We start from the raw sequence: 25,258 nt of genomic DNA, 5'->3' as shown, positions 1-25,258 counted from the left end.
CGTGTGTCAGGCAGCGGCGTGCGGCCGTACGCGATTTTCCTGGCGGCGATGCACAACTTTTCCCGGGCGGGACGCATCCAATCCAGTGACCTTCATCCACCCATTCGCCCGATGGAGGGGGATGCGCCATGTTCCCGTATCCGAATCCGAAATCCCCGAGGTTCCTCCGGACACTCCGCAGGCGTGGCCCGGCGGCCGTGCTGGGCGCCGCCCTCGTGGGCGTCACGGCCGCCGGAGCCGCGTGGAGCGCGACGCCGGCGGCGGCCCGGACCACGGCCGCCGTACGGACCTGCGCGGTGAGCGACCTGTATCTGTCCATGGGCACCAAGGAGGGCGCGGCAGGCTCGCTGTACTGGCCGATCCGGTTCACCAACACCAGTACGACCAGCTGTGCCCTGCGCGGCTACCCGGGCGTCAGCGTCCTGGACAGCGCGCACCACCGGATCGGCCCGGCCGCCACCCACAGCGGCCGGACCTACGGCACCGTCACACTGAACCCCGCCCGCTCGGCCTCGGCGGTCGTCCGCACCACCAACGGCCCGGTGGGCGGCCCCTGCCTGCGCACCGGCGCCTATCTCCAGGTCTACCCCCCGGCGTCCCGCACCGCGGTCCTGGTCCCGGCCCCCTGGACGATCTGCTCCAGCACCTTCCAGGTCGGCCCGGTGAACGTCCAGGGCGCCTTCTGAGCGGAGGAGACCGAGGCTCCGGGTACGGCACCGCGGCCGGTGCCGTACCCGAGCCGCCCTCAGCGCGGCTCGGCGCGCCGCTCCTGGCGGGTGCCGCGGCGGCGGGTGACCGACATGAGGTCGCTGGGGCCGTCCAGTTCCAGCCGGTGTGCGCGGCCGCGCGGCACGATCACCGCAGTACCGGCCGGCAGCCGCACCATCTCCTCCGTGCCGCCCTCGACGGCGGGCCGGAGGTACAGGCGCACACCACCGGACAGACAGCACACGGCCTCCTCTCCGTCGGGGTGCGTCTCCCAGTGGTCGGCGTGCACGTCGGCGTCGGTCTCCACGTGGAAGGTGGCGATCTGCCAGACACCGGGGTCGCCGTCGGCCATCCGCCGCGCAGCGGCCCGGACGTCACCGTCGGGCAGGAACTGCAGCGCCGAGCCGAACAGATCGACGGGGGCGATGGTCATGACGGGGTTCCTTCCAGCCGGGGTTGTTCGGTAGGTGTGGGTGCCGTGGCTCCGGCGGCCCGGCGGCGGGGCAGGACACCGATCGCGACCGCCGCCGCGAGCACGAAGAGAGCCGTGGCGACGGCGAGGCCCAGTGCGTAGCCGTCGGTGAGCGCGGCGGAGCCGGTGGGGTCGGCGGCCGTGCTGGTGCGGTGCGCGGCGACCGTGGCCAGGCCGGCCAGGCCGATGCAGCCGCCGAGTTGCCGGGCGCTGTTGAACACGCCCGAGGCCATGCCGGCCTCGCCGGGCCGGACGCCTGTCGTCGCGGCGGTGGCCGCCGGAGCGAAGATCAGCCCGATGCCGAGGCTGGTGAGGACGGACGGGCCGAGCACGTCGGTGAGGAAGCTGCCGTGCGGGCTGATACCGGCGAACCAGGCCATGCCCGCGGCGGCGAACAGCGCGCCGGGCACCAGCGCGGCGCGCGGCGACCGTCTCGCGGTGATGCGGGTCGCGACGACGGTGGCCGCCACCGAGCCCGCGCAGAACGGCAGGAAGGCGGCGCCGGTCGCGGCTGCACCGAGGCCCAGCACCTGCTGGAGGTACAGCGAGACGAAGTAGAACGCGGTGAACTGCCCGGCCGCCGCCAGGAACACCAGCAGACCAGCACCGGCGACCCAGCGGCTGCGCAGCAGGCCGAGCCGCAGCAGCGGGGCCGGGGCCCTCGCTTCGACGGCGGCGAAGGCACCGAGCAGGAGACCCGCGAGAGCGAGCGTTCCCCATGTGGCGGCGGACGCCCACCCCCTGGCATCGGTGCGTACGACCCCGAGGACCAGCAGCCCGATGCCGCCGGTGGCGAGGAGGGCGCCGAGCACGTCCGGCCGCCCCCGCCGGGCCGGTGGCACATCGGCGGGTACGGCCGCGTACGCGAGCGTGAGCGCCACCGCCACGATGGGCAGGCTGACCAGCATCACCCAGCGCCAGCCGGCGTACTCGGTCAGCACGCCGCCGGCCAGTACCCCCAGCGCACCGCCCGCGGCGTTCATCCCGCTCCACACCCCGAGGGCACGCACGCGCCCGGGGCCCTCGGTGAACGTTCTGGTCAGCAAGGTGAGTGCGGCCGGCGCGGTCGCGGCCGCCCCGGCCCCCTGTCCCGCACGGGCGGCCACCAACTGCCAGGGCTCCTGGGCCAGTCCGCCCGCGAGCGAGCAGAGCCCGAAGACGGCCAGACCCGCCACGAACAGCCGCCGCCGGCCGTACAGGTCACAGGCCCTGCCGCCGAGCAGCAGAAACCCGCCGAAGGTGAGCGCGTAGACGTGGACGACCCAGGACAGGTCGAGCGGGGCGAATCCGAGTGCGGAGCGGACCGCGGGGAGCGCGACATTGACGATGGCCATGTCGAGGGCGACGACGAACTGGGCGACGGCAGCCGCGGCCAGCACCGCCCCAGGACGGCCTCGTAAGTTTTTATACATGTAAGAAAACTAGCGGGCGCCGGTGGCCGATGTCGACACCCGCCGCCCGAACTCCTCGCCGGCTGAGGGATGATGACCCCATGCCACAGCCGCCCGCCCCCCGCAGAACCACCGGCCGACCTGCCCGTATCTCCCGCGAGGAGATCATCCGGACGGCGCGCGGGATCGTGGCGCAGGAGGGGGTGGGCCGGCTGACGATGCGCAGGCTCGCCACGGAGATCGGCAGCACGCCGATGGCCCTGTACCACCACGTCCGTGACAAGGAGGAGTTGCTGATCCTCCTGCTGGACGACTACGCGGCCCAGTCCCTGCACCGCCCGGAAGCTGCGCCCACGGACCCGAGCGAACGGATCCTCACAGCGGCTCTGGCCATCCACGACGTACTCGCCGCGTGCCCCTGGATCGTGGAGGTCCTGACGGCGGACGACCTCATGTCCGCCTCCGCCCTCTGGTTCGTTGAGCAGATCGTCGCCGGCCTGACGGACTGCGGGCTCACCCTCGAACAGGCCGTGCACGGCTACCGGGCGATCTGGTACTACACGGCCGGGGAGATCCTGGTCCGCGCGACCTCGGCCCGCCGCCGCACGACCGACGACCGCCCCACCTACCGCGACCAGGTCTTCGCCGGCCTCGACCCGGCCGAACTCCCCCACCTGTCCCGGGCCGCCGCCCGCTGGGCACCCCTCACGGCGGAGGACACCTACGAACGGGGACTGCGGGCGCTGCTGAACGGGCTTCTGTATCCCGCGTCGGGATAGCGGCCCCGAACTCCGGGATCTGCTGGACCGGGGGAGCACGCGATACGCGGCCCTCCACCCGAGGAGGGACGACTGATCCGCCGGCTCGACCGCGCCGGACTACGCGAAGGGGCGGCACCCCCGCACAGGCTGCAAGACCAACGCCCCGCACAGGGAACTCGGGGTCTGCCGCCCCTCAGAAGGCACTCTTGGGGCACATCGCTCAGCGCGGCATCCATCATGGCGGCGGTCCGGTCTTCCTCTGCCTCGCACAGGTACGACAGCCTCACGATCCGGTTGTCGTAATTCTTGAAACAAGCCCGCTTACGCCCTCTGACGCCCCATAAGATCCCGAAGTCAGCAACTTGCGGCAGGGGGAGGGGACATGGGGGTCTCGCGTACGTGGCTGGACGTGAGCTACCAGGAGAAGGACGAGGCCAAGGCGGCCGGCGCCCGATGGGACGCCACTGCACGGCGCTGGTACGCCCCGCCGGGTCGCGAAACCACCCTGGAGCGCTGGCTCGCCGGCCCCGCCGTACCGGAACTTCTCCCAGGTGAGGACCGGACACTGGGACAGGGCCTGTTCGTCGACCTGGTGCCGTCTTCCTGCTGGTTCACCAACGTCCGCTCCTGCGTCTCGCCAAGGGACTGGGAACGTCTCCGCCGAATGATCACTGGTAGGGCAGGCCAGCGGTGCGAGGTGTGCGGCGCCACGCAGGACCGTGATGTGAAGCGCTGGTTGGAAGCGCACGAGCGGTGGGTGTACGACGAGGACCGGCTCGTACAGAGGCTGGGCCGGCTGATCTGCCTGTGTACTGACTGTCACACAGTCACCCACTTCGGGCTGGCCCAGCTTCGTGGGCTGGCTCCAGATGCGCTGCTGCATCTGATGGACGTCACTGGCATGACGGAAGAGCAGGCCCGCGCGCACGTTGCCGAGGCCTTCACAGTCTGGAGGGCCCGTTCCGAGCGCAGCTACGAGCTGGACCTGTCCATCCTGACGGATGCCGGCATCAGTCTGGCGCCTCCACCGGCAGCGGACTCCCGGCCGTCGATTGCTGCTGATGCGCTGCGCCGCGGGAGTATCCCGCCTCAACAGTCCGGGGGCGCGTAGCCGGGAACGATCTGTCTGGTCCTGCGTCCGTTCCTCAGACCCGGCGGCCGGCTCGGTCCCCGCTCACCGACTCTCACAACTGCGGGCAGTCCACAGCGTGCCACTCGCCTGGTCAGCGACGTACCGTGACAGTCTCCGCAGATGATGCCCGAAGGGGCGGCACCCCCGCACAGGGTGCCGCCCCTTCTCTTTCGTGCGCCGGAGCCGCCGCCGATCGGTGAGGGTCGGGGACCAACGGCGGCTCCGGGGTTCCGGGTGGGTCAGCGGTGGTCGCTGCCCTCCGACTGGGTCGCCGCACGGCCGGCCTCCAGGCGGGCGACCGGGATGCGGAACGGGGAGCAGGAGACGTAGTCCAGACCCACCTGGTGGAAGAAGTGGACCGACTCCGGGTCACCGCCGTGCTCGCCGCAGACGCCGAGCTTGAGGTCGGGGCGGGTACGCCGGCCCGCTTCCGCCGCGGCCTTCACCAGGGAGCCGACGCCGTCCTTGTCGATCGTCTCGAAGGGCGACACACCGAAGATGCCCTTCTCCAGGTACGCCGTGAAGAACGAGGCCTCGACGTCGTCGCGGGAGAAGCCCCACACCGTCTGGGTCAGGTCGTTGGTGCCGAAGGAGAAGAACTCCGCCGCCTCGGCGATCTGGCCCGCCGTCAGCGCGGCGCGTGGCAGCTCGATCATCGTGCCGATCGCGAGCTTGAGCTGCGTACCGGTCGCCGCCTCGACCTCGGCGATGACCTGGTCCGCCTCCTCGCGGACGATCTCCAGCTCCTGGACCGTGCCGACGAGCGGGATCATGATCTCCGCGCGCGGGTCGCCCTTGGCCGACTTGCGCTCGGCCGCGGCCTCCGCGATGGCGCGGACCTGCATGGTGAACAGGCCGGGGATGACCAGGCCGAGGCGCACACCGCGCAGACCCAGCATCGGGTTCTGCTCGTGCAGGCGGTGCACCGCCTGGAGCAGGCGCAGGTCGTTCTCGTGCGGCTCCTGACGGGACTCCGCCAGGGCCACGCGGACCGACAGCTCCGTGATGTCGGGCAGGAACTCGTGCAGCGGCGGGTCGAGGAGACGGACGGTGACGGGCAGGCCGTCCATCGCCTCGAACAGCTCCACGAAGTCCGTCTTCTGCTTGGGCAGCAGCTCCCGCAGGGCGGCCTCGCGCTCCTCCTCGGTGTCGGCGAGGATCAGCTTCTCGACCATCTCGCGGCGCTCACCGAGGAACATGTGCTCGGTGCGGCACAGGCCGATGCCCTGGGCGCCGAAGCGACGGGCGCGCAGCGCGTCCTCGGCGTTGTCGGCGTTGGCGCGCACCCGCAGGCGGCGCTTGCGGTCGGCGAAGGCCATCATGCGGTGGACCGCCTCGACCAGCTCGTCCGCGTCGTCGGCACCCGGGTGCATCCGGCCCTCGAAGTACTCCACGACGGGGGACGGGACGACCGGGACCTCGCCCAGGTAGACCTTGCCGGACGAGCCGTCGATGGAGATCAGGTCGCCCTCTTCGACGACGTGTCCGCCGGGGACCGTCATCCGGCGGCGCTTGGTGTCGACCTCCAGCTCCTCGGCGCCGCAGACACAGGTCTTGCCCATGCCGCGCGCGACGACGGCCGCGTGGGAGGTCTTGCCGCCGCGGGAGGTGAGGATGCCCTCGGCGGCGATCATGCCGTCCAGGTCGTCGGGGTTGGTCTCACGGCGGACGAGGATGACCTTCTCGCCGGAGCGGGACCACTTCACGGCGGTGTACGAGTCGAAGACCGCCTTGCCGACCGCCGCACCCGGCGAGGCCGCGATGCCCCGGCCGACCTGCTCGGTCCTGGCGCTGTCGTCGAAGCGCGGGAACATCAGCTGGGCCAGCTGGGCGCCGGTGACGCGCTGGAGCGCCTCCGTCTCGTCGATCAGGCCCTGGTCCACCAGCTGCGTGGCGATGCGGAAGGCCGCGCCGGCGGTGCGCTTGCCGACCCGGGTCTGGAGCATCCACAGCTGGCCGCGCTCGATCGTGAACTCGATGTCGCAGAGGTCCTTGTAGTGGTTCTCCAGCGTCTCCATGATCTGCATGAGCTGGTCGTACGACTTCTTGTCGATCTGCTCCAGCTCCGCGAGCGGAACCGTGTTGCGGATGCCCGCGACGACGTCCTCGCCCTGGGCGTTCTGCAGGTAGTCGCCGTAGACGCCCTGGTGACCGGAGGCGGGGTCGCGGGTGAAGGCGACGCCGGTGCCGGAGTCGGGACCGAGGTTGCCGAAGACCATCGAGCAGACGTTGACGGCCGTGCCCAGGTCGTGCGGGATGCGCTCCTGGCGGCGGTACAGCTTGGCGCGGTCGCCGTTCCAGGAGTCGAAGACCGCCTTGATGGCGAGGTCCATCTGCTCGCGCGGGTCCTGCGGGAAGTCCCGGCCGGCCTCGGTCTTGACGATCTTCTTGAACTTGGTGACCAGCTTCTTCAGGTCGGCCGCTTCGAGGTCCGTGTCGACGGTGACCTTCTTGGCCTCCTTGGCCGCATCGAGGGCCTCCTCGAACAGCTCGCCGTCGACACCGAGGACGGTCTTGCCGAACATCTGGATGAGGCGGCGGTAGGAGTCCCAGGCGAACCGGTCGTCGCCGGCCTGCTTGGCCAGGCCCTGCACCGACTTGTCGGAGAGGCCGATGTTGAGGACCGTGTCCATCATGCCCGGCATGGAGAACTTGGCGCCGGAGCGGACGGAGACCAGCAGCGGGTCGTCGGCCTGGCCGAGCTTCTTGCCCATCTTCTGCTCGAGGGCGTCCAGGTGCGCGCTCACCTCGTCACGCAGTGCCGCGGGCTCCGCACCGCTCTCCAGGTAGACCTTGCAGGCCTCCGTGGTGATGGTGAAGCCGGGAGGGACCGGCAGACCGAGGTTGGTCATCTCGGCGAGATTGGCACCCTTGCCGCCGAGAAGGTCCTTGAGGTCCTTGTTGCCCTCGGTGAAGTCGTAAACGAACTTCGCTACGTGGGGTTCTTTGTTTTCCGACACGGGTCTCGACTCCTTGAGGCCACGGTGGCTGCCCTGACGGCCAGGAACATACCCAGATCGAAGGTCTATGGGTATGTCCACTTGCCCGTCATGCGCCTGTAACCACTCGTCCGCCAGCGGATCGAAAGTCAAAGCTTGGCAAGCGAAGCGGCGTTTATGTTTTCACTTCTTGAAGACATGACCGCCCACCGGTGCGGTTTTTCGCTCAGATGAGCAGACCTCGGCACGTCTGATTTCGATCGATGAACGATCAAGGGGTGGCACCCAGTGCCACCCCTTGGAGAAGTGCAGTCGCCCAAGATCCGCTCATCTGAGCGCAACCCTTATCAAGGGTGGCGAGAATCACGCTGCCACAGACCGCCGTGTTCCACCATGCGGACCCTCTGCGGACCCTCTTCCGGGCACGCTCCGAGAGGGAAACGCGCCTGTCACACGCCCATGGCCGAGAGCCGCTCCTCGGCCCGTTCCGGCGCGTACAAGTGCTCCACCACGAGCGCTCCCGCGCCGGTCAGCCCGGCCCGCTCGCCGAGCCGGGAGGTGACGATGTCCAGGTGAGCCGTGGAGCGGGGCAGCGCCCGCTGGTAGAGCAGTTCGCGTACGCCGGTGAGGAAGGGCGTTCCCGCCAGGTCGCCCGCGATCATCAGCACGCCCGGGTTGAGCAACGTCACGACCGTCGCCAGCACGTCCCCGACCTGCCGGCCGGCCTCCCGGGCCAGCGCGGCGGCCTCCGGATGCCCGGCCGCCAGCAGGTCCCGTACGTCCGCTCCGGAGGCGGCCGGCACTCCGGACTCGGCCAGCCGCCGGGCCACGGCACCACCGCTCGCGACGGCGGCGAGGCAGCCGTACGAGCCGCACCGGCACAGCGCGTCGGCGCCGACCCGGATGTGCCCGATGTCGCCGGCCCCGCCGTCCACGCCCCGGTAGACAGAGCCGTCCACGACCACCCCGGCGCCGATGCCGGTGGACACCTTGACCAGGACGAAGGCCCTGCAGCCGGGGTGACCGGTGCGCTGTTCGCCGTAGGCCATGAGGTTGGCGTCGTTGTCGACCAGGACCGGTACCGCGGCGGCTCCGGTGTGCTCGGTGAAGGCACGGGACAGGCGCCCCCGGATGTCGTAGCCGTCCCAGCCCGGCATCATCGGCGGCTGGACCACCCGGCCGGTCTCGCTGTCCACCGGGCCCGGCACCGCGAGCCCGATCCCGCACACCTCACCGGCCCGGCGCCCGGCCTTGGTCAGCAGCTCGGCGAACCAGCGGCCCAGTTCGCCGAGGACGGTCTCCGGACCGTCCTCGACCACCAGGGTGCCGGAGTGCTCGGCGAGGATCTCGCCGGTCAGGGTGAGGACGGCCGCGCGGGCGTGCCGGGTGTCCAGGTCGGCTGCGAGGACCACCGCGTGGGAGTCGTCGAACTCCAGGGTGATGGAGGGGCGGCCGCCGAGCGGCGAACCGACCGGGCCGCCGGCGCCCTCGCGCAGCCAGCCGGCCCGGAACAGCCGGTCCAGGCGCTGGCCGACGGTGGCCCGGGACAGTCCGGTCGCCTGCTGGAGCGCACCGCGCGTCACCGCCCGGCCGCTGCGCACCAGTTCGAGCAGATCGCCGGCGCCGGCCTGGCTCCCGCTTCTGCCCGATCTTCCCGGACGCCCGCTCATGCGCACCCCCTTGTGTTCCTCAAGTCTGCATTACATAGTGAGTTTTGCGTGTTAAATAGACGTAACCCTACGGTGGTCGCCGGCGAAGCCGGTCGGCCGGACGTCTCCGGGGAGCCCCGAGTGGATCGCTCTGCCCAGCTCAGTGTCCGAGGTACGGAGTACGAGATCGCATACGATCCACCGGACACGACGACGTCCCTGCACGCCGGGGCGGCCCGGGTGCTGGACGCGAACTGGACGGGCAGCTCGACGGTCCCCTCCCGGAACCTGTATCCGCACCAGTGGTCCTGGGACTCCGCGTTCATCGCCATCGGTCTGCGGCACGTCTCGCCGCTGCGGGCCCAGACCGAGCTGGAGACGCTGCTGGCGGCCCAGTGGGCGGACGGGCGGATCCCGCACATCGTCTTCAACCCCTCCGTACCGCTCGACGCGTACTTCCCGAGCCCCGACTTCTGGCGCTCCGCCACGTCCGGCCGCACCGTGGGCGCTCCGCGCACCGTACAGACGTCCGGGATCGTGCAGCCACCGGTGCATGCGCTGGCGGCCTGGCTGGTGCACCGCGCCGACCCCGGGCTCTCCCGGGCCCGGGGGTTCCTGGCCCGGGTGTACCCGCGGCTGGCCGCCTGGCACCGGTATCTGCTGCACCGGCGGGACCTGGGCGGCGGCGGTCTGGCGTCCGTCGTCCACCCCTGGGAACAGGGTATGGACAACAGCCCCTGCTGGGACGCCCCGCTCGCCCGGATCACTCCCGCCCCGGCCCGCTCCTTCCGCCGCGCCGACCTCGACCACAGCGCACCGGAGGACCGGCCGACGGATCTGGACTACGGGCGGTACGTGCGACTGGCGGCCGACTACCGGGACCGCGGATACCGGGACGGGCCGAGCGAGCGGCACGGGGACGGGACAGGCGAGCGGCACGGGGACGAGCCGGGCGGGAGGCACGGGGACGGACCGGGCGGGAGGCCGGGGGACGGTGACGGGGGATTCGCCGTGGAGGACCCGGCGTTCAACGCCCTGCTCATCGCCTCCGAGCACGCCCTCGCACGGATCGTCGGGGAACTGGGCGCGGCCGGCACCGCCCGGCGGGCCCGCGCCGAGCAGCTCACGGCTGCCCTGGTGGCGCGGCTGTGGGACGCGGAGGCCGGGATGTTCCTGTGCCGGGACCTGCGGGGCGGGGGCCTGGTGCCCGAACGCAGCGTCTCCGGGCTGGTCCCGCTGCTCCTGCCCGGACTCCCGCGCGGCATCGCCGCCGCACTCCTGCGCACCCTGCGCGGTCCTCACTTCTCGCTCGGCGACCGCACCCGGCTGGTCCCGAGCTACGACCTGCTCGGCGAGGCCTTCGACCCGCACCGGTACTGGCGCGGCCCGGCCTGGTTCAACACGAACTGGCTGGTGGAGCGGGGGCTGCGGGTGCAGGGCGAGCCGGCGGCGGCCGACGCCCTGCGCGCGGCGGTGCTGCAGCTGGCCGAGGCGAGCGGTTTCGCCGAGTACGTCGACCCGTTCACCGGCGAGGCCTGTGGCGCGACCGGCTTCAGCTGGACGGCGGCGCTCGCGCTCGATCTGCTCCACCAGCGGCCCACGCCCCGCGATCGTCAAACGCTGGACAAGAGCCGCCAAAAGGGCGTGTCCCCCGCGGACACCGGCACGTTCGACAGGAGTGACAAAGGAGGGGACCGGGGATGACGGACCGGCATCATCTGCTCGTGTACGGCGCCACTTTCGCCGCCGTGGGCGACCGGGGCGACATCAGCGGGGTGCGGGGCAACAGCCTGCCGGACGGACTGTTCGTGCGGGACGCCCGGCACCTCAGCCGCTGGCAGCTCACAGTGGACGGCGCGGTGCCCGAGGTGCTCACCCCGGTCACGGACGGGGACGCGGCACGGTGTGTGCTGGTCCCGCGCGGCGGCCGGCAGGAGCCGCCGGCCCACACCCTCTTCCGGGAACAGGCCGTCGCGGACAGCTCGTTCACCGAGTCCCTGAAGGTGACCAGCAACCGCCCGGTGCCCACCACCGTCCGGCTCGCGCTCACCGTCGACGCCGACTTCACCGACCAGTTCGAACTCCGCTCCGACTACCGCACCTACGTCAAGGCCGGCGCCCTGCGCTCCCGCAACGTCCTCGACGACGGCATCGAGTTCACCTACCGGCGCGCCGAATGGCGGTCCTGTACGACGATCACGGCCGACCCGGCCCCCGACGCCGTGGAGGAGACCGGCACCGGAGCCCGCCGCCTGGTGTGGACCCTCGACCTCGCGCCGCATGCCACGACGGAGCTGCTGCTGCGGGTGATCGCCCGCCCGCACGGTGAGAAGCGCGCTGTGCGCGTGCCCCGCGACCCGGCCGCCGTGCAGCGGCAGCTCATCGCCCTGGAGGGCGAGTTCGTGGAGGGCGTGGCCTTCCCGACCGGCTGGCCGGAGCTGGCCGCCGCGTGCGCCCGCGGGCTCGCCGACCTGGCGGCGCTCCAGGTCGTGGCCACCGGACCGGACGGCGAGGAGCTGCGGGTACCGGCGGCCGGCGCCCCCTGGTTCCTCACCCTCATCGGCCGCGACGCCCTGCTCACCTCGCTCTTCGCCCTCCCCTACCGTCCCGGGCCGGCCGCCGCCACCCTCCTCGCCCTGGCCGCCACCCAGGCCACCGGCACCGGCGGGTCCCCGGTCGCCCAGCCCGGCAAGATCGTGCACGAGGTACGGCAGGGCGAGCTGGCCCACTTCGGCCAGGTGCCGTTCCGCCGCTACTACGGCTCGGTCGACGCCACCCCGCTGTTCCTGATCCTGCTGGGTGCGTACGTCGAGCAGACCGGCGACACGGCCCTGGCCCGCCGTCTGGAACCGCACGCCCGGGCCGCCGTCGGCTGGATGCTCGACCACGGCGGACTGACCTCGCGCGGCTACCTCGTCTACCGCGCCGACGAGGGCGGCCTCGCCAACCAGAACTGGAAGGACTCCCCCGGCGCGATCTGCTGCGCCGACGGCACCCGGCCCACGGGTGCGGTGATGGCGGCCGGTGCCCAGGGCTACGCGTACGACGCGCTGCGCCGCACGGCGGCCGTGGCGCGTGCGGTGTGGGCCGACGAGACGTACGCCGCCCTGCTCGAACAGGCGGCGGCCGACCTGCGGGACCGGTTCCAGCGGGACTTCTGGATGCCGGAGCGCTCCTTCCCGGCGCTGGCCCTGGACGGGCGGGGCCGGCAGATCGACGCGCTGGCCTCCGACGCCGGGCACCTGCTGTGGTCGGGACTGCTGGACAAGGAGTACGGCGAGGTGGTGGGCCGACGGCTGCTGGAGCCGGACTTCTTCTCCGGCTGGGGCGTCCGCACGGTGGCCTCCGGCCAGGCTGCCTACCATCCGCTCTCCTATCACCGTGGCTCCGTCTGGCCGCACGACAACGCGCTGATCACGCTGGGTCTTGCGCGGTACGGGCTGCACGACGAGGCCCGTACGGTCGCGCACGGGCTGGTCGACGCGGCGACGGCGGCGGGGCACCGGCTGCCGGAGGTGCTGGCCGGGTACGGGCGTGCTCCGCACGGGGAGCCGGTGCCGTATCCGCATGCGTGCGGGCGGGAGGCGCGGTCTGCCGCTGCGCCGCTCGCTCTGCTGACGGCGGTCGGGGGCGCGTAGCACTCCGTGGGGCGCCGTGCAGGTCCTGTCGTACCGGAAGCGCGGGCCGTACCGGAAGGCGGGCCGTACCGGAAGCGCGGGCCGTACCGGAAGCGCGGGCCGTACCGGAAGCGCGGGCCGTCTGTGGCTGGTCGCGCAGTTCCCCGCGCCCCTTCTCATCCTGCCCTCGGCTGTATTGACCAGGTGTTTGCCCAGCGGGCGTGAACGCTGCCCGCCGGTGAGCCGTACCGGAGCGCGGAACGGGTCTCGCAGGGAAGGACGCCGGGTTGTCTCAGGACACGAGCACGCGCCAGCCGGCAATGGTGGAAGTGGAGGAGGCCGAAGCGGAAGAGGCCGGAGCCGGGGCGGAAGAAGCCGAAAAGGCCGAAGCCGGAGCCGAAGAAGCCGGAGCTGGAGCGGAAGCGGCCGGGGCCGCAGAGGCCGAAGCCGGAGCTGGAGCGGAAGCGGCCGGGGCCGCAGAGGCCGAAGCCGGAGCTGGAGCGGAAGCGGCCGGGGCCGCAAAGGCCGGCGCCGGAGCCGGGGCTGGGGAAGCTGAGCCGGAGGAGGCTTCCGGCCCCGTGTCCGTCCCGCGTCGCTCTCGCCGGGCGCCGTGGACCGTCTGGTCGCAATGGCGGCGGGGATGGCAGGAGCGGCACCCGCAGGGCGCCCGGGTCCTGTCCGTCACCGTGACCCTGCTCGCCGCCGCGCTCGTCGTCGCCGCGCTGGTGATGCCCAACACGGTCGTCCGGCTCGGGCCCGAGAAGTTTCTGCGCATACCGGCGGAAGCCGTCGTGGGGGCCGCCGTGCTGCTCGCGCTGCCGCGCCGGCCCCGGGTGGCCGTGGCTGCGGTGTCGGGGGTCCTGCTCGGGGCGATGACCGTGCTGAACGCGTTGGACATGGGCTTCAACCAGTACCTCGGGCGTGGCTTCAACGTCGTGCTCGACTGGAGTCTGATCGGCGACGCGGAGTCGTACCTGGAGGACTCCCTCGGCCGTACGACCACGCTGGCCGCCGCTGCCGGGCTGGTCGCCCTCGTCCTGCTGCTCTTCACGCTGCTGGCGCTGTCCATGGTCCGGTTGAGCAACGTGCTCGCCCGGCACCCCGCCACGGCGACCCGCGGCACCCTGGTCGCCGGGGTCGTCTGGATCACCTGTTCCTCACTGGGCCTGCAGATGTTCGGTGTGCCGATCGCCGCCGACCGCACCGCGACCGCGCTGAAGGTCCAGGCCCGGCGGGTCTCGGACACACTCAAGGACGAGGCGGAGTTCCGGAAGGTGGCCCGGACCGACGCGTTCGGGGGCACTCCGGGCAGTCAGCTGGTGCCCGACCTGCGGGGCAAGGACATGATCTTCACGTTCATCGAGAGCTACGGCCGTAGCGCGATCGAGGACCCGATCATGGCCCCGGGCGTCGACGCGACCCTCGACGCGCGCACCGAGGCGCTGGCGAAGGCGGGCTTCCACGCGAAGAGCGGCTGGCTGACGTCGGCGACGTACGGCGGCAGCAGCTGGCTCGGTCACTCCACCACCATGTCGGGCCTGTGGATCAGCAACCAGCAGCGCTACCGCACGGTCATGGCCAGCGACCACATGAGCCTGACGGAGGCGTTCGAGAAGACCGGCGCGTTCGACACGGTCGGTGTCATGCCGGGTGTGCAGAAGGGCTGGCCGGAGCAGAAGTGGTACGGCCTCGACAAGGTGTACAACGCCTTCCAGCTCGGCTACCGGGGGCCGAAGTTCAGCTGGTCGACCATGCCGGACCAGTACGCGCTCCAGCAGTACCAGGAGCGGGTGCACAGCAAGCAGCCCGCCGGCGGCAAGTCGCGGATGTCGCTGCTCATCCTGACCTCGAGCCACCAGCCGTGGGCGCCCGTCCCCAAGATGGTGGGCTGGGACGAACTGGGTGACGGCTCGGTCTTCAAGCCCATCGAGGCGGCGGGCAACGACCCGGCCGACGTCATCGCCGACACCACCAAGTCCCGCGAGGAGTACGGCAAGTCGATCCAGTACTCGGTGACCGCGCTGACACAGTGGCTGGAGCGGTACGGCAGCAAGGACACCGTGCTGGTCTTCCTCGGCGACCACCAGCCGATCGCCCGGGTCAGCGGCAACCACGCCAGCCGTGACGTCCCGGTGTCGATCGTGGCCAAGGATCCCAAGGTGCTGGACAAGATCGCCGACTGGAACTGGACGGACGGCCTGCGCCCCGCGCACGACGCCCCGGTCTGGAAGATGAGTTCCTTCCGCGACCGCTTCCTGACGGCATACGGCTCCACACCCCACCCGAAGAAAAACTGAGCAACCCCCCGACACCCGAGCCGAAGCCCCCAAACCCCACGGGGCCCGAGGAGAAGCCCGCAAGCCCCACGGGGTCCGAGGAGAAGCCCGCAAACCCCACGGGGCCCGGGGCGGAGCCCCGCGGCGGCGACCTTCCAACCCACCGAGCCGGGCGGCGGGCGGGCAAGGCCGGGGTCCGGGGCGGAGCCCCGCGGCGGCGACCACCCAACCCACCGAGCCGGGCGGCGGGCGGGCGAGGAGGCGCGGCTCAGCCTCCGGACGTGTCCAGTTCCGCGTCCTCGCTCACGCCCGCACAGTCGTACGGATCCTTGAGCCAGCCGTCCGGCAGCACCACCCGGTTGTTGCCGGACGTCCGCCCACGCGGCCCGTCCGCACCGGCCGGCCACGGCTGGTCGAGGTCCAGCTCGTCCAGCCCTGCCCGCAGCTCCGCCAGCGACGACGTGATCGCGAGCCGCTTGCGCATCTCGGAGCCGACCGCGAAGCCCTTCAGGTACCAGGCGACGTGCTTGCGGAAGTCGACCACGCCCTTGGACTCGTCGCCGATCCACTCGCCGAGCAGACCGGCGTGCCGGACCATGACATCGGCGACCTCCCGGAGAGTCGGCCGGGCAAAGGACGCCCGCCCCTCGAACGCCGCCACGAGGTCCGCGAACAGCCACGGCCGGCCCAGACAGCCGCGGCCCACGACCACCCCGTCACAGCCGGTCTCCCGCACCATCCGCAGCGCGTCCTCGGCCGACCAGATGTCGCCGTTGCCGAGCACGGGGATCTCCGGCACGTGCTCCTTCAGCCGCGCGATGGCGTCCCAGTCGGCGGTGCCGCCGTAGTGCTGGGCGGCGGTACGGCCGTGCAGCGCGATCGCCGTGACGCCCTCCTCGACGGCGATGCGGCCGGCGTCGAGGTAGGTGATGTGATCGTCGTCGATGCCCTTGCGCATCTTCATCGTCACCGGCAGGTCACCGGCGCCGGACACGGCTTCCTGCAGGATCGCCCGCAGCAGGTTCCGCTTGTACGGCAGCGCGGATCCGCCGCCCTTGCGCGTCACCTTCGGCACCGGGCAGCCGAAGTTGAGGTCGATGTGGTCGGCCAGGCCCTCCTCCGCGATCATGCGGACGGCCTTGCCGACGGTCGCGGGGTCGACGCCGTACAGCTGGATCGAGCGGGGCTGCTCGGTCGCGTCGAACTTGATCAGCTGCATGGTCTTGTCGTTGCGTTCGACCAGCGCCCGGGTCGTGATCATCTCGCTGACGAACAGCCCCTTGCCGCCGCTGAACTCCCTGCACAGGGTGCGGAAGGGTGCGTTGGTGATCCCGGCCATGGGTGCGAGCACGACGGGCGGCTGCACGGTGTGCGGGCCGATCTGCAAAGAGGACTCGGGCATGGGCATTGCCCCATTGTCACCCATCGGCAAAGATCATGTATCACTCATTAGTTAGACGCACTATTGAAATCGGCGTACGATGAAACGCATGCCCGAGCCGAGTCACCGCAGACGCATGCTGGTGCTCGCGATCTGCTGCATGAGCCTGCTGATCGTGAGCCTCGACGTCACCGCGCTGAACGTGGCGCTGCCCTCCATGCAGCGCGATCTGCACGCCACCACCTCCGGCCTGCAGTGGACGATCGACGCCTACACGCTGGTCCTGGCCTCGCTGCTGATGCTCGCGGGCTCCACCGCCGACCGGATCGGCCGCAAGCGGGTCTTCATCGCCGGTCTGGTGGTGTTCTCCGCCGGCTCGCTGCTGTGCTCCCTCGCCCCCGATCTGAAACTGCTGATCGTGTTCCGCATGGTCCAGGCGGTCGGCGGTTCGATGCTCAACCCCGTCGCCATGTCGATCATCACCAACACCTTCACCGACGCCCGGGAGCGTGCCCGCGCGATCGGCGTCTGGGGCGCGGTGGTCGGCATCTCCATGGCGGCGGGCCCGCTGGTCGGCGGCCTGCTGGTGCAGTCGGTGAGCTGGCGCGCGATCTTCTGGGTCAACCTGCCGGTCGGCCTCGCCGCCCTGCTGCTCACCCTCCGCTTCGTCCCCGAGTCCCGCGCGCCCAGGGCCCGCCGCCCCGACCCGGTCGGCCAGCTGCTGGTCATCGCCCTGTTCGGATCGCTGACGTACGCGATCATCGAGGCGCCGGAGTCGGGCGCCGGCCCGGTGGTGCCGTTCGCCGTGATCGCCGCTGCCGCCCTGCTCGGCCTCCTCCGGTACGAGCCCCGGCGCGACGAGCCCCTGATCGAGCTGCGCTTCTTCCGCTCGGCGCCGTTCAGCGGGGCCACGGTGATCGCGGTCAGCGCGTTCGCGGCGCTGGGCGGCTTCCTGTTCCTTTCCACCCTGTACCTGCAGAACGTGCGGGGACTCGACGCCCTGCACGCGGGCCTGTGGATGCTGCCGATGGCCGTGCCGACGTTCCTGTGCGCGCCGCTGTCCGGCCGCCTGGTCGGCAGCCGCGGCCCGCGTCTTCCCCTGCTGGTGGCCGGCACCGCGATGACGGCGAGCGGCGTCCTGTTCGCGGCCTTCGAGGCGGAGACGTCGAATGCCACCCTCCTGCTCGGCTACGTCCTGTTCGGCATCGGCTTCGGCTTCGTGAACGCGCCGATCACCAACACGGCCGTGTCGGGCATGCCCCGGGCCCAGGCCGGTGTCGCCGCGGCCGTCGCCTCCACCAGCAGGCAGCTGGGCCAGACGCTCGGTGTCGCGGTGGTCGGCGCGGTCCTGGCATCCGGCGTCGGCTCGTCCTCGTACCGGCAGGTGTTCGTCCCGGCGGCACGCCCGGGCTGGTGGATCCTCACCGCGTGCGGTCTGGCCGTCCTGCTCCTCGGCCTGCTGACCAGCGGCCGCTGGGCGCGCCGCACCGCCGAGCGGACGGCCGGGCAGCTGGAGTCGTCGGAAGTACGCCAGACCGTGGGAGTGTCGGGGCGGGCCTAGAGCGCGCGGCGCAAGCGGCGCGTCAGCTGTGGAAGAGCAACTCGTCCTCGGCGGATCCCGGCCCGGCCGCGAAGCACTCCGTCCGGCGCGCGGATAGCCCGAACGCCCGGTCTCCGGCCGGGACACGGCGCGGCTGCCGCGTCCCGGGTGGGCCCGGCTCCAGCATGTGCGGCAGTGGACTCGCCGTACCCGTGGAGGTCTTCTTGCCGTGCTGGAGGCGTACCGGCCCGGCCGTTCTGGTCTGTGCCGTCTGCCTGGCCGGGTGCAGCACGCTCGGTGAGCGGGAGACGGCCGCGTCCCGGGCCGCCATGCGCTTCGAGGCCAGCGTCCGGCGGGACGACGGGCCGCACGCGTGCGCGGGGCTCGCGCCGCAGACGCGGCGTGAGGTCGAGGAGTCGGCCGGATCGGCCTGTGCCGAGGCCCTCCGCGAGGAGCACCTCCCGCACGGAGGTGCCGTGCGGCAGGTCCAGGTCTACGGGCGGCAGGCGCAGGTGGTGCTGGACGGCGACACCTTGTTCCTCTCGGCCTTCCCGGCCGGATGGCTGGTCACCGCGGCGGGCTGTGTGCCGCAGCCCCGGCAGCCGTACCAGTGCAAGGTCAAAGGGGGTTGAGCAGGCCGTGCGCACCCTGTTCACCGTGGTGCTGCTGACCGTCGGCGCCGGCCTCGGCTACTTCACCGCCGTGGGGCTGATGCACCGGTGACCCGCCCCGCCCGCTTCCTGCGGAACAACGGCCTGACCCTCGCCTTCTACACCGGTTTCCTGATCACGCTCGCCGGGCAGGCGGTGGCCGGCCACGCCGACTTCAACAACCAGCTCGTCACCGACGGCCTGCACCCGGTCGGCTTCCTGCCCTACCTCGCGACCTCCGACTTCGCCGTGGACGTCACCGAGAACTGGCAGTCCGAGTACCTGCAGTTCTCCTTGTACATCTTCGGCACCATCTGGCTGCTCCAGCGCGGTTCCCCCGAGTCGAAGGAGCTGCACAGGGCCGGTGTGGAGAGCGACCGGGAGCAGAAGGTCGGCGACCACGCCGAGCCGTCCTCGCCGCGCTGGGCCGCCGACAAGGGCTGGCGGCAGCGGCTCTACTCCCGTTCCCTGGGCCTCGTCATGGGCGTCGTCTTCGCCTGGTCCTGGCTGGCCCAGTCGATCAACGGCGTCGCCGCCTACAACGAGGAACACCTGCGTCAGCTCCAGGCGCCCATCTCCTGGGGGGCGTACCTGGGCTCCGCCGACTTCTGGAGCCGCACCCTGCAGAACTGGCAGTCCGAGCTGCTGGCCGTCGCCTCGATGGCCATCCTCTCGGTCTATCTGCGCCAGCGCGGCTCCCCGGAGTCCAAGCCGGTCGGCGCCCCGCACACCGCCACGGGAGTGGAGGGCTGAGGGTCAGCGCGCCGGTACGCCGGACGCGATCTCGTAGAGCCGGTCCAGCCGCTCCCGGGTCTCGTCGTTCACCGGGGTGTACGTCACCATGCGGGCGCCCGTCCCGGGGCCGAGCCACAGGTCCGTGTGTTCCAGGGTGAGATGGCCGACGTAGGGGTTGAGGAACTCCTTGATCTTGGTGCGGGTGCCGACCACCTCGTAGCGCCGCCAGTTCTCGCGGAACTCCGGGGATTCCGCCTCCAGGCGTTTGACCAGCATCTTCCAGGCCGGCTCGCCGAGATGGCCGGCGAGGCTCGCGCGCAGCCGGGCGGCCATCAGCCGTCGGGTCTCCTGGAGGTGGACGACCGCCGCCTGCCAGTCCTTGTCGGTGTGGATGAGGAGCATGCAGTTGCGGTCCTCGGGCGGGACCGCGTCCAGGTCGCCCAGGAGGCGGCCGTAGGTGCGGTTGTAGGCGAGGATGTCGTACCGGCTGTTCTGGATGCAGGCCGGGATCGGCCCCAGGCGGTGCAGCATCTCGCTCAGCGCGGGGGTGATGTCCGGGCACCTCGCGGCGGGGGTCGGATCGATCGCGCCGGCCAGCTGGAAGAGGTGGGCCCGTTCGCCGGCGTCCAGCCGCAGGGCGCGCGCGAGGGCGTCCAGGACCTGCACGGAGACCTGGATGTCGCGGGCCTGTTCGAGCCAGGTGTACCAGGTGACCCCGACCGCGGAGAGCTGGGCGACCTCCTCCCGGCGCAGGCCGGGGGTGCGGCGGCGGGCGCCGCGGGGCAGCCCGACCTGCTCCGGCGTGATCCGCTCCCGCCTGCTGCGCAAGAACGCGGCCAGCTCGTGCCGACGGATCTCCGCGTCCCGGGCCGGCTGCTGGGCGGTCTCCCGGGCGGTGGCCGTGGTCGTCATGGTTCCAGACTGCCCGCATCTTCATCCTGTTGCCAGGTAGTTCTTCTACCAGGATGAGGAGACTCTGGTACCAGCCTGAGGGTGGGTGCAGGCTCGACGGCATGAGTGAAACCGTCGCCACCCGCGTCGTTCCCACGACGGCCGCGCCGCCCGCACTCGGCGGGCTCGGGCTGTTCACCGTTCTCCTGGCCGCGGCACTGCCGCTGGTCGACTTCTTCATCGTCAACGTGGCCCTGCCGACCATCGGCACGGACCTCGCCGCGGGCGAGGCCGTGCTGGAGCTGGTCGTCGCCGGGTACGGCGTCGCCTACGCCGTCCTGCTCGTGCTCGGCGGACGGCTCGGTGACCTGTTCGGCCGGCGGCGGCTGTTCCTCGGGGGCATGGCCGCCTTCGGGCTCACCTCGCTGGCGTGCGGGCTCGCGCCCGGCGCCTGGAGCCTGGTCGCGGCCCGGGTGGCGCAGGGTGCCTCGGCCGCCGCGATGCTGCCGCAGGTGCTCGCCACCATCCAGGCCGCCACGAGCGGCGGCCGGCGGGCGAAGGCCATGAGCCTGTACGGCGCCACGGCCGGGCTGGCCATGGTGGCCGGGCAGATACTCGGCGGCGTGCTGGTCGCGGCCGATGTCGCCGGGACCGGGTGGCGGTCGATCTTCCTCGTCAACGTGCCGGTGGTCGTGCTGGGGCTCGTGCTCGCCGCGCGGTACGTGCCGGAGACGCGGTCGCACCACCCCGAGCCGGTCGACGGGCCGGGGACGGTGCTGCTCGCGGTGTCGCTGCTGACCCTGCTCGCGCCGCTGACCGAGGGGCGGGCCGCGGGCTGGCCGCTGTGGACGTGGCTGTCGCTGGCCGCGTTCCCGTTCGCTGCGGGCGCGTTCTGGACGGTGGAGCGGCGGGCGGACCGGGCGGGGCGGACCCCGCTGGTGCCCCCGAGTCTGTTCGCGGTGGCGTCGATGCGGCGCGGTCTGGTGCTGATGGTGCCGTTCTCCATCGGTTTCAGCGGGTTCATGTTCGTGATCGCGCTGGCGCTGCAGCAGGGGGCCGGGCTCGGTCCGGTGCCGGCCGGGCTCGCGCTCGCGCCGATGGCCGTGGCGTTCCTGTTCGTCTCGCTCGCCGGGCCCCGGCTGATCGCCCGGTACGGCACCCGGGTGATCACCGCCGGGTCCGTCGTCCAGGGCGCGGGCATCCTGCTGATCGTGCTGGCCGCGTGGCGGGACTGGCCGCACCTGGACCTCGCTTCGCTGCTGCCGGGTGCGGCCGTGGCCGGCGCGGGCCAGGCGCTCCAGCTGCCCAACATCATGCGGCTCGTGCTGTCCGAAGTGCCGCCCGCCCGGGCAGGTGTCGGCGGCGGTGTGATGGTGACCACCCAGCAGTCGGCGCTGGCCCTGGGAGTGGCCACCCTCGGCACGCTGTTCCTGACCCTCGTACCGCACTTGGGCATGCGGGACGCGCTGGTCACCACGCTGCTGGTGCAGCTGGCCGGGATCGTGCTGACCGGCCTGCTGAGCCTGCGGCTGCCCCGCACGGTCGGCTGAGCCGAGGGCACGGCTTGCCCAACTCGGCGTGAAATGTGCCCCGTGGGCGCCGGTCCTGCTGCACACTCCTTGCGGCCGGGTGGACCGGCGTGGGGAGGGAGGGCGCGATGCCGGGAGGTACGAGCAAGGTCAGCCGCTGGGACCAGCACGGCCGGGAACACGTGGTCCAGGTGCTGCGCAGGGGGGTCCAGCGGACGATCCGCTGCGACACCTGCGGCTGGCGGCAGGGCGCGCAGTTTCTGCCGTGGCTGAAGGCGGAGGAGCATCTGGTCTTGGCCCATCAGGCGACGGTCGATCCGGCGGGGCGGTGAGGTAGCGCCGTGGCGGGTCGGGCGCCGTGTTCATCCGCGGGTGCGCGGCGGCTCGCGCCCCTCGGGGGGGGGCCGCGCCATGCTCGACCGCGGGTGCACGGTGGTTGGTCACGCAGTTCCCCGCTCCCCTCGGGGGGTGCCGCGCCATGCTCGACCGCGGGTGCACGGTGGTTGGTCGCGCAGTTCCCCGCGCCCCTGGAGGGGTGCAGCGCCGTACCCGGCTCTCGGTGCGTGGGGGTTGGGCGCGTGGTTCGTCGCGCTCCTGGAGGGGGTGCAGCGCCGTGCGCGGGGGGGCGTGAGGGGTTCCGTGTGCCTGTCGGGGGCTACCGTGGCGTCGTGAGGCCGCGGACCAGCAGGTCCACCACCGCCGTGAACTCTTCCTCGATGCCGGGGGCGGTCCACTCGTGGGCGTGACCGGGGTCGTGGAAGCGGCCGGTGGCCTGGAAGACGGCGCGGGCCGCGGTGGCCGGGTCGGGTGCCGAGAAGGCGCCGGACCCGGTGCCCTCGGCGATGATCCGGGTCAGCTGCCCGGTCAGGTCGGCGACGTGCTCGTGGACCACGCCGCCGAGTTCGCCGGTCAGCACCGTGTAGGTGGCGAACAGCTCGGGGTCGTCGGCCGCCTTGTGCCGCTTGGCCTCGAACAGGGCCGCGAGCCAGGCCCGCAGCCGGGTCTCCGGGTCGCCGTCGCCGGTGACGATGCCGGCCAGTTTCTCCGCCGTGCGGTCCAGCCAGCGTTTGGTGACCGCCTCGCGCAGCGCCGCCTTGGTGCGGAAGTGGCGGTAGACGCTGCCGTGGCTGACGCCGAGCGCGCGGGCCACGTCGACCACGGTGGCCTTGGCCGGGCCGTGGCGGCGCAGCACCTCCTCGGTGGCTTCGAGGATGCGCTCGGCGGTCAGGGTCTCGGTGGTCGGTGCCATGCCATAGACCGTACCCGGGGGCGGGATCAGCGCTCGCTGTCGAGGTGTGCCATCTGCCCCGTCGGGTAGCGCTCGCCGGCCGCCGCGTCCGCCGGCACGGCCTCCTCGATCGCCGCCAGGTCGGCCGCGTCCAGGGTCACGTCCAGCGCGCCCAGCGACTCGTCGAGCCGCTCGCGGGTGCGGGCGCCGATCAGCGGCACGATGTCCTCGCCACGGGCGAGCACCCAGGCGATGGCGGTCTGCGCGACGGTCACGCCCTTCTGCTCGGCGATCTTGCGCAGCGCCTCGACCAGGTCCAGGTTGTGCCGGAGGTTCTCGCCCTGGAAGCGGGGCGAGTGGGCGCGGAAGTCGTTCGCGGCCAGCTGCCGGTCGCGGGAGAAGTGGCCGGAGATCAGACCGCGGGAGAGGACGCCGTACGCGGTGATGCCGATGCCCAGTTCGCGGGTGGCCGGCAGGATCTCGCGCTCGATGCCCCGGGAGATCAGCGAGTACTCGATCTGGAGGTCGGCGATCGGGGCGGTGGCGGCGGCCCGGCGGATGGTCTCGGCGCCGACCTCGCTGAGGCCGACGTGCCGTACGTACCCCTTCTCGATCAGTTCGGCGATCGCGCCGACGGTCTCCTCGATCGGGACGTCCGGGTCGAGGCGGGCGATCCGGTAGACGTCGATGTGGTCGACGCCGAGGCGTTGCAGGGAGTAGGAGGCGAAGTTCTTCACGGCGGCCGGGCGGCCGTCGTAGCCGCTCCAGTTGCCTTCCGGGTCGCGCAGGGCGCCGAACTTGACGCTGGTCAGCGCCTTCTCGCGCAGGGCCGGCGGCGCGGTGCGCAGGGCCTCGCCGATCAGCATCTCGTTGTGCCCCATGGCGTAGAAGTCGCCGGTGTCGAGCAGGGTCACGCCCGCGTCCAGGGCGGCGTGGACGGTCGCCACGGACTCCGCGCGGTCGGCGTCGCCGTACAGCGCGGACATGCCCATGCAGCCGAGGCCGAGGGCGGAGACCTGGGGGCCGGTGGTTCCGAGGGTTCGGGTTCGCATCGTCATGACTTCAAGACTGCCATGGTAGCTGACAGATTTCAATATCTGTCATTCCATATATGTCAGTGCGGCATACTGCCAGCGGAAACGTATTGGTCCAGACCTATTGACGAGAGGTCTGGACCAGAGCACCGTGTGGGGACGCGAACTGTCATGCCTACGACACCTCACCGCACCCCCACCGGGAGGCCCGCATGCTCCGCCGTACCCTGCGCCTGCTCACCGCAGCCCTCACCACGGCCGCCCTGGCCGCCCCGCTCGCGATCGCCACCGCCCCCACCGCCTCCGCCGCCGAGACCTGCGCCGTGAAGTCACGCCCCGCGGGCAAGGTGCTCCAGGGGTACTGGGAGAACTGGGACGGCTCCGCCAATGGCGTCCACCCGCCCTTCGGCTGGACCCCGATCACGGACTCCCGCATCGCCGCGCACGGCTACAACGTGATCAACGCGGCCTTCCCCGTGATCCGTTCGGACGGGACGGCCCTCTGGGAGGACGGCATGGACAGTGGAGTGAAGGTGGCCACGCCGTCGGAGATGTGCGCGGCCAAGGCCTCCGGCCAGACCATCCTGCTGTCGATCGGCGGCGCCGCGGCCGGCATCGACCTCAACTCCTCGGCCGTGGCGGACCGTTTCATCGCGACGATCGTCCCGATCCTGAAGAAGTACAACTTCGACGGCATCGACATCGACATCGAGACCGGCCTGGTCGGCAGCGGCAGCATCGGCCAACTGTCCACGTCCCAGGCCAACCTGATCCGCATCATCGACGGGATCCTCGCCCGGATGCCGTCCGGCTTCGGCCTGACGATGGCCCCCGAGACGGCGTACGTCACCGGCGGCAGCATCACCTACGGATCCATCTGGGGCGCCTACCTGCCGGTCATCAAGAAGTACGCGGACAACGGCCGGCTGTGGTGGCTGAACATGCAGTACTACAACGGCAGCATGTACGGCTGCTCCGGCGACTCCTACTCGGCCGGCACGGTCCAGGGTTTCACCGCACAGACCGACTGCCTCGCCAAGGGCCTGGTGGTGCAGGGTACGACGATCAAGGTGCCGTACGACAAGCAGGTACCGGGCCTGCCCGCCCAGTCCGGCGCCGGCGGCGGCTACATGTCCCCGTCCCTGGTCTCCCAGGCCTGGAGGCACTACGGCACGTCACTCAAGGGCCTGATGACCTGGTCGGTCAACTGGGACGGCGCCAAGAACTGGACCTTCGGTGACAACGTCAGGGCGCTGCAGGGCCGTTGACCGGGCCGCTCCGTTGGACACCGAGCGTGACCGCTCGGAGAATGGATGTGCCGGCGC

General features: G+C 71.7%; 20 protein-coding genes. 12 read left to right on the top strand and 8 right to left on the bottom strand.

Annotated elements, in window-relative coordinates:
- Positions 1 to 128: 128 nt before the first annotated feature.
- Positions 129 to 686: a DUF4232 domain-containing protein gene (locus ACZ4SF_RS03080; RefSeq protein ID WP_468377429.1), complete on the top strand. Its 558-nt coding sequence runs from the start codon at positions 129 to 131 to the stop codon at positions 684 to 686.
- 59 nt (positions 687 to 745) lie between these two features.
- Here the strand turns inward: ACZ4SF_RS03080 and ACZ4SF_RS03075 are convergent, their stop codons facing one another.
- Positions 746 to 1,141 carry a cupin domain-containing protein gene (locus ACZ4SF_RS03075; protein WP_468377427.1) on the bottom strand — a complete coding sequence of 132 codons (396 nt, stop codon included), beginning with the start codon at positions 1,139 to 1,141 and terminating at the stop codon, positions 746 to 748.
- Positions 1,138 to 2,592 carry an MFS transporter gene (locus ACZ4SF_RS03070; protein WP_468377424.1) on the bottom strand — a complete coding sequence of 485 codons (1,455 nt, stop codon included), beginning with the start codon at positions 2,590 to 2,592 and terminating at the stop codon, positions 1,138 to 1,140. The genes ACZ4SF_RS03075 and ACZ4SF_RS03070 overlap by 4 nt, the downstream gene beginning before the upstream one ends.
- Before the next feature lie 80 nt (positions 2,593 to 2,672).
- On the opposite strand from ACZ4SF_RS03070, the gene ACZ4SF_RS03065 reads away from it, so the two are divergent.
- Positions 2,673 to 3,350: a TetR/AcrR family transcriptional regulator gene (locus ACZ4SF_RS03065; protein WP_468377421.1), complete on the top strand. Its 678-nt coding sequence runs from the start codon at positions 2,673 to 2,675 to the stop codon at positions 3,348 to 3,350.
- Between the two features lie 364 nt (positions 3,351 to 3,714).
- The gene (locus ACZ4SF_RS03060; RefSeq protein WP_468377418.1) at positions 3,715 to 4,443 is read left to right on the top strand and encodes a DUF5710 domain-containing protein; all 729 of its coding nucleotides are present in this window, start codon (positions 3,715 to 3,717) and stop codon (positions 4,441 to 4,443) included.
- Between the two features lie 260 nt (positions 4,444 to 4,703).
- Here the strand turns inward: ACZ4SF_RS03060 and ppdK are convergent, their stop codons facing one another.
- Entirely contained in the window at positions 4,704 to 7,424 is a 2,721-nt protein-coding gene (ppdK, locus tag ACZ4SF_RS03055; RefSeq protein WP_468377416.1) for a pyruvate, phosphate dikinase, read from the bottom strand.
- A gap of 428 nt (positions 7,425 to 7,852) precedes the next feature.
- On the bottom strand, positions 7,853 to 9,073 hold the full coding sequence (locus ACZ4SF_RS03050) for an ROK family transcriptional regulator (protein WP_468377413.1): 1,221 nt from the start codon (positions 9,071 to 9,073) through the stop codon (positions 7,853 to 7,855).
- Positions 9,074 to 9,193: 120 nt separating this feature from the next.
- Here ACZ4SF_RS03050 and ACZ4SF_RS03045 point away from each other — a divergent pair, with 120 nt between their 5' ends.
- The 3 genes from ACZ4SF_RS03045 (at position 9,194) to ACZ4SF_RS03035 (ending at position 14,966) form a co-directional block, all read left to right on the top strand.
- Positions 9,194 to 10,756 (top strand): MGH1-like glycoside hydrolase domain-containing protein, encoded by a 1,563-nt coding sequence (locus ACZ4SF_RS03045; RefSeq protein WP_468377410.1) that lies wholly within the window; start codon positions 9,194 to 9,196, stop codon positions 10,754 to 10,756.
- Complete coding sequence (locus ACZ4SF_RS03040) at positions 10,753 to 12,690, top strand: amylo-alpha-1,6-glucosidase (RefSeq protein ID WP_468377408.1); 1,938 nt, start codon at positions 10,753 to 10,755, stop codon at positions 12,688 to 12,690. The genes ACZ4SF_RS03045 and ACZ4SF_RS03040 overlap by 4 nt, the downstream gene beginning before the upstream one ends.
- Positions 12,691 to 13,397: 707 nt before the next feature.
- Positions 13,398 to 14,966, top strand: a complete 1,569-nt coding sequence (locus tag ACZ4SF_RS03035) for an alkaline phosphatase family protein (RefSeq protein WP_468378286.1) — start codon at positions 13,398 to 13,400, stop codon at positions 14,964 to 14,966.
- A 247-nt stretch (positions 14,967 to 15,213) separates the two neighbouring features.
- Here ACZ4SF_RS03035 and dusB read toward each other — a convergent pair whose 3' ends face one another.
- Positions 15,214 to 16,353, bottom strand: coding sequence for a tRNA dihydrouridine synthase DusB (gene dusB / locus ACZ4SF_RS03030; protein WP_468377405.1), 1,140 nt, complete (start codon positions 16,351 to 16,353; stop codon positions 15,214 to 15,216).
- Positions 16,354 to 16,435: 82 nt separating this feature from the next.
- Between dusB and ACZ4SF_RS03025 the strand changes: the two genes are divergently transcribed.
- The 3 genes from ACZ4SF_RS03025 (at position 16,436) to ACZ4SF_RS03015 (ending at position 19,269) form a co-directional block, all read left to right on the top strand.
- Positions 16,436 to 17,887, top strand: coding sequence for an MFS transporter (locus ACZ4SF_RS03025; RefSeq protein WP_468377402.1), 1,452 nt, complete (start codon positions 16,436 to 16,438; stop codon positions 17,885 to 17,887).
- 203 nt (positions 17,888 to 18,090) lie between these two features.
- Positions 18,091 to 18,498 (top strand): hypothetical protein, encoded by a 408-nt coding sequence (locus tag ACZ4SF_RS03020; protein ID WP_468377400.1) that lies wholly within the window; start codon positions 18,091 to 18,093, stop codon positions 18,496 to 18,498.
- Positions 18,499 to 18,585: 87 nt separating this feature from the next.
- Complete coding sequence (locus tag ACZ4SF_RS03015) at positions 18,586 to 19,269, top strand: DUF6766 family protein (protein WP_468377398.1); 684 nt, start codon at positions 18,586 to 18,588, stop codon at positions 19,267 to 19,269.
- A 3-nt stretch (positions 19,270 to 19,272) separates the two neighbouring features.
- Here the strand turns inward: ACZ4SF_RS03015 and ACZ4SF_RS03010 are convergent, their stop codons facing one another.
- The gene (locus ACZ4SF_RS03010) at positions 19,273 to 20,163 is read right to left on the bottom strand and encodes a helix-turn-helix transcriptional regulator (protein ID WP_468377396.1); all 891 of its coding nucleotides are present in this window, start codon (positions 20,161 to 20,163) and stop codon (positions 19,273 to 19,275) included.
- Positions 20,164 to 20,264: 101 nt separating this feature from the next.
- Between ACZ4SF_RS03010 and ACZ4SF_RS03005 the strand changes: the two genes are divergently transcribed.
- Entirely contained in the window at positions 20,265 to 21,692 is a 1,428-nt protein-coding gene (locus ACZ4SF_RS03005) for an MFS transporter (protein ID WP_468377394.1), read from the top strand.
- A gap of 107 nt (positions 21,693 to 21,799) precedes the next feature.
- Entirely contained in the window at positions 21,800 to 22,003 is a 204-nt protein-coding gene (locus tag ACZ4SF_RS03000; RefSeq protein WP_468377391.1) for a hypothetical protein, read from the top strand.
- A 323-nt stretch (positions 22,004 to 22,326) separates the two neighbouring features.
- Here ACZ4SF_RS03000 and ACZ4SF_RS02995 read toward each other — a convergent pair whose 3' ends face one another.
- Positions 22,327 to 22,920, bottom strand: coding sequence for a TetR/AcrR family transcriptional regulator (locus ACZ4SF_RS02995; RefSeq protein WP_468377388.1), 594 nt, complete (start codon positions 22,918 to 22,920; stop codon positions 22,327 to 22,329).
- 26 nt (positions 22,921 to 22,946) lie between these two features.
- A complete protein-coding gene (locus tag ACZ4SF_RS02990) occupies positions 22,947 to 23,957 on the bottom strand; it encodes an aldo/keto reductase (RefSeq protein WP_468377385.1) in 1,011 nt (336 codons plus the stop codon).
- 188 nt (positions 23,958 to 24,145) lie between these two features.
- Between ACZ4SF_RS02990 and ACZ4SF_RS02985 the strand changes: the two genes are divergently transcribed.
- Positions 24,146 to 25,201: a chitinase gene (locus tag ACZ4SF_RS02985; RefSeq protein WP_468377383.1), complete on the top strand. Its 1,056-nt coding sequence runs from the start codon at positions 24,146 to 24,148 to the stop codon at positions 25,199 to 25,201.
- The last annotated feature ends 57 nt before the right edge of the window (positions 25,202 to 25,258 follow it).

Source organism: Streptomyces sp. NPDC027663, assembly GCF_055566415.1.
The sequence above is the reverse complement of the archived record's forward strand: the minus strand, read 5'-3'. Positions and strand labels throughout refer to the sequence as shown.

Coding starts and splice junctions, on each gene's coding strand:
- ACZ4SF_RS03035 (WP_468378286.1), top strand. CDS start 13,398: ATGCCCAACACGGTCGTCCGGCTCGGGCCCGAGAAGTTTCTGCGCATA.
- ACZ4SF_RS03000 (WP_468377391.1), top strand. CDS start 21,800: ATGCCGGGAGGTACGAGCAAGGTCAGCCGCTGGGACCAGCACGGCCGG.
- ACZ4SF_RS02995 (WP_468377388.1), bottom strand. CDS start 22,920: ATGGCACCGACCACCGAGACCCTGACCGCCGAGCGCATCCTCGAAGCC.
- ACZ4SF_RS03005 (WP_468377394.1), top strand. CDS start 20,265: ATGAGTGAAACCGTCGCCACCCGCGTCGTTCCCACGACGGCCGCGCCG.
- ACZ4SF_RS03080 (WP_468377429.1), top strand. CDS start 129: ATGTTCCCGTATCCGAATCCGAAATCCCCGAGGTTCCTCCGGACACTC.
- ACZ4SF_RS03050 (WP_468377413.1), bottom strand. CDS start 9,073: ATGAGCGGGCGTCCGGGAAGATCGGGCAGAAGCGGGAGCCAGGCCGGC.
- ACZ4SF_RS03010 (WP_468377396.1), bottom strand. CDS start 20,163: ATGACGACCACGGCCACCGCCCGGGAGACCGCCCAGCAGCCGGCCCGG.
- ACZ4SF_RS03060 (WP_468377418.1), top strand. CDS start 3,715: ATGGGGGTCTCGCGTACGTGGCTGGACGTGAGCTACCAGGAGAAGGAC.
- dusB (WP_468377405.1), bottom strand. CDS start 16,353: ATGCCCATGCCCGAGTCCTCTTTGCAGATCGGCCCGCACACCGTGCAG.
- ACZ4SF_RS02990 (WP_468377385.1), bottom strand. CDS start 23,957: ATGACGATGCGAACCCGAACCCTCGGAACCACCGGCCCCCAGGTCTCC.
- ACZ4SF_RS02985 (WP_468377383.1), top strand. CDS start 24,146: ATGCTCCGCCGTACCCTGCGCCTGCTCACCGCAGCCCTCACCACGGCC.
- ACZ4SF_RS03025 (WP_468377402.1), top strand. CDS start 16,436: ATGCCCGAGCCGAGTCACCGCAGACGCATGCTGGTGCTCGCGATCTGC.
- ACZ4SF_RS03070 (WP_468377424.1), bottom strand. CDS start 2,592: ATGTATAAAAACTTACGAGGCCGTCCTGGGGCGGTGCTGGCCGCGGCT.
- ACZ4SF_RS03065 (WP_468377421.1), top strand. CDS start 2,673: ATGCCACAGCCGCCCGCCCCCCGCAGAACCACCGGCCGACCTGCCCGT.
- ACZ4SF_RS03075 (WP_468377427.1), bottom strand. CDS start 1,141: ATGACCATCGCCCCCGTCGATCTGTTCGGCTCGGCGCTGCAGTTCCTG.
- ACZ4SF_RS03040 (WP_468377408.1), top strand. CDS start 10,753: ATGACGGACCGGCATCATCTGCTCGTGTACGGCGCCACTTTCGCCGCC.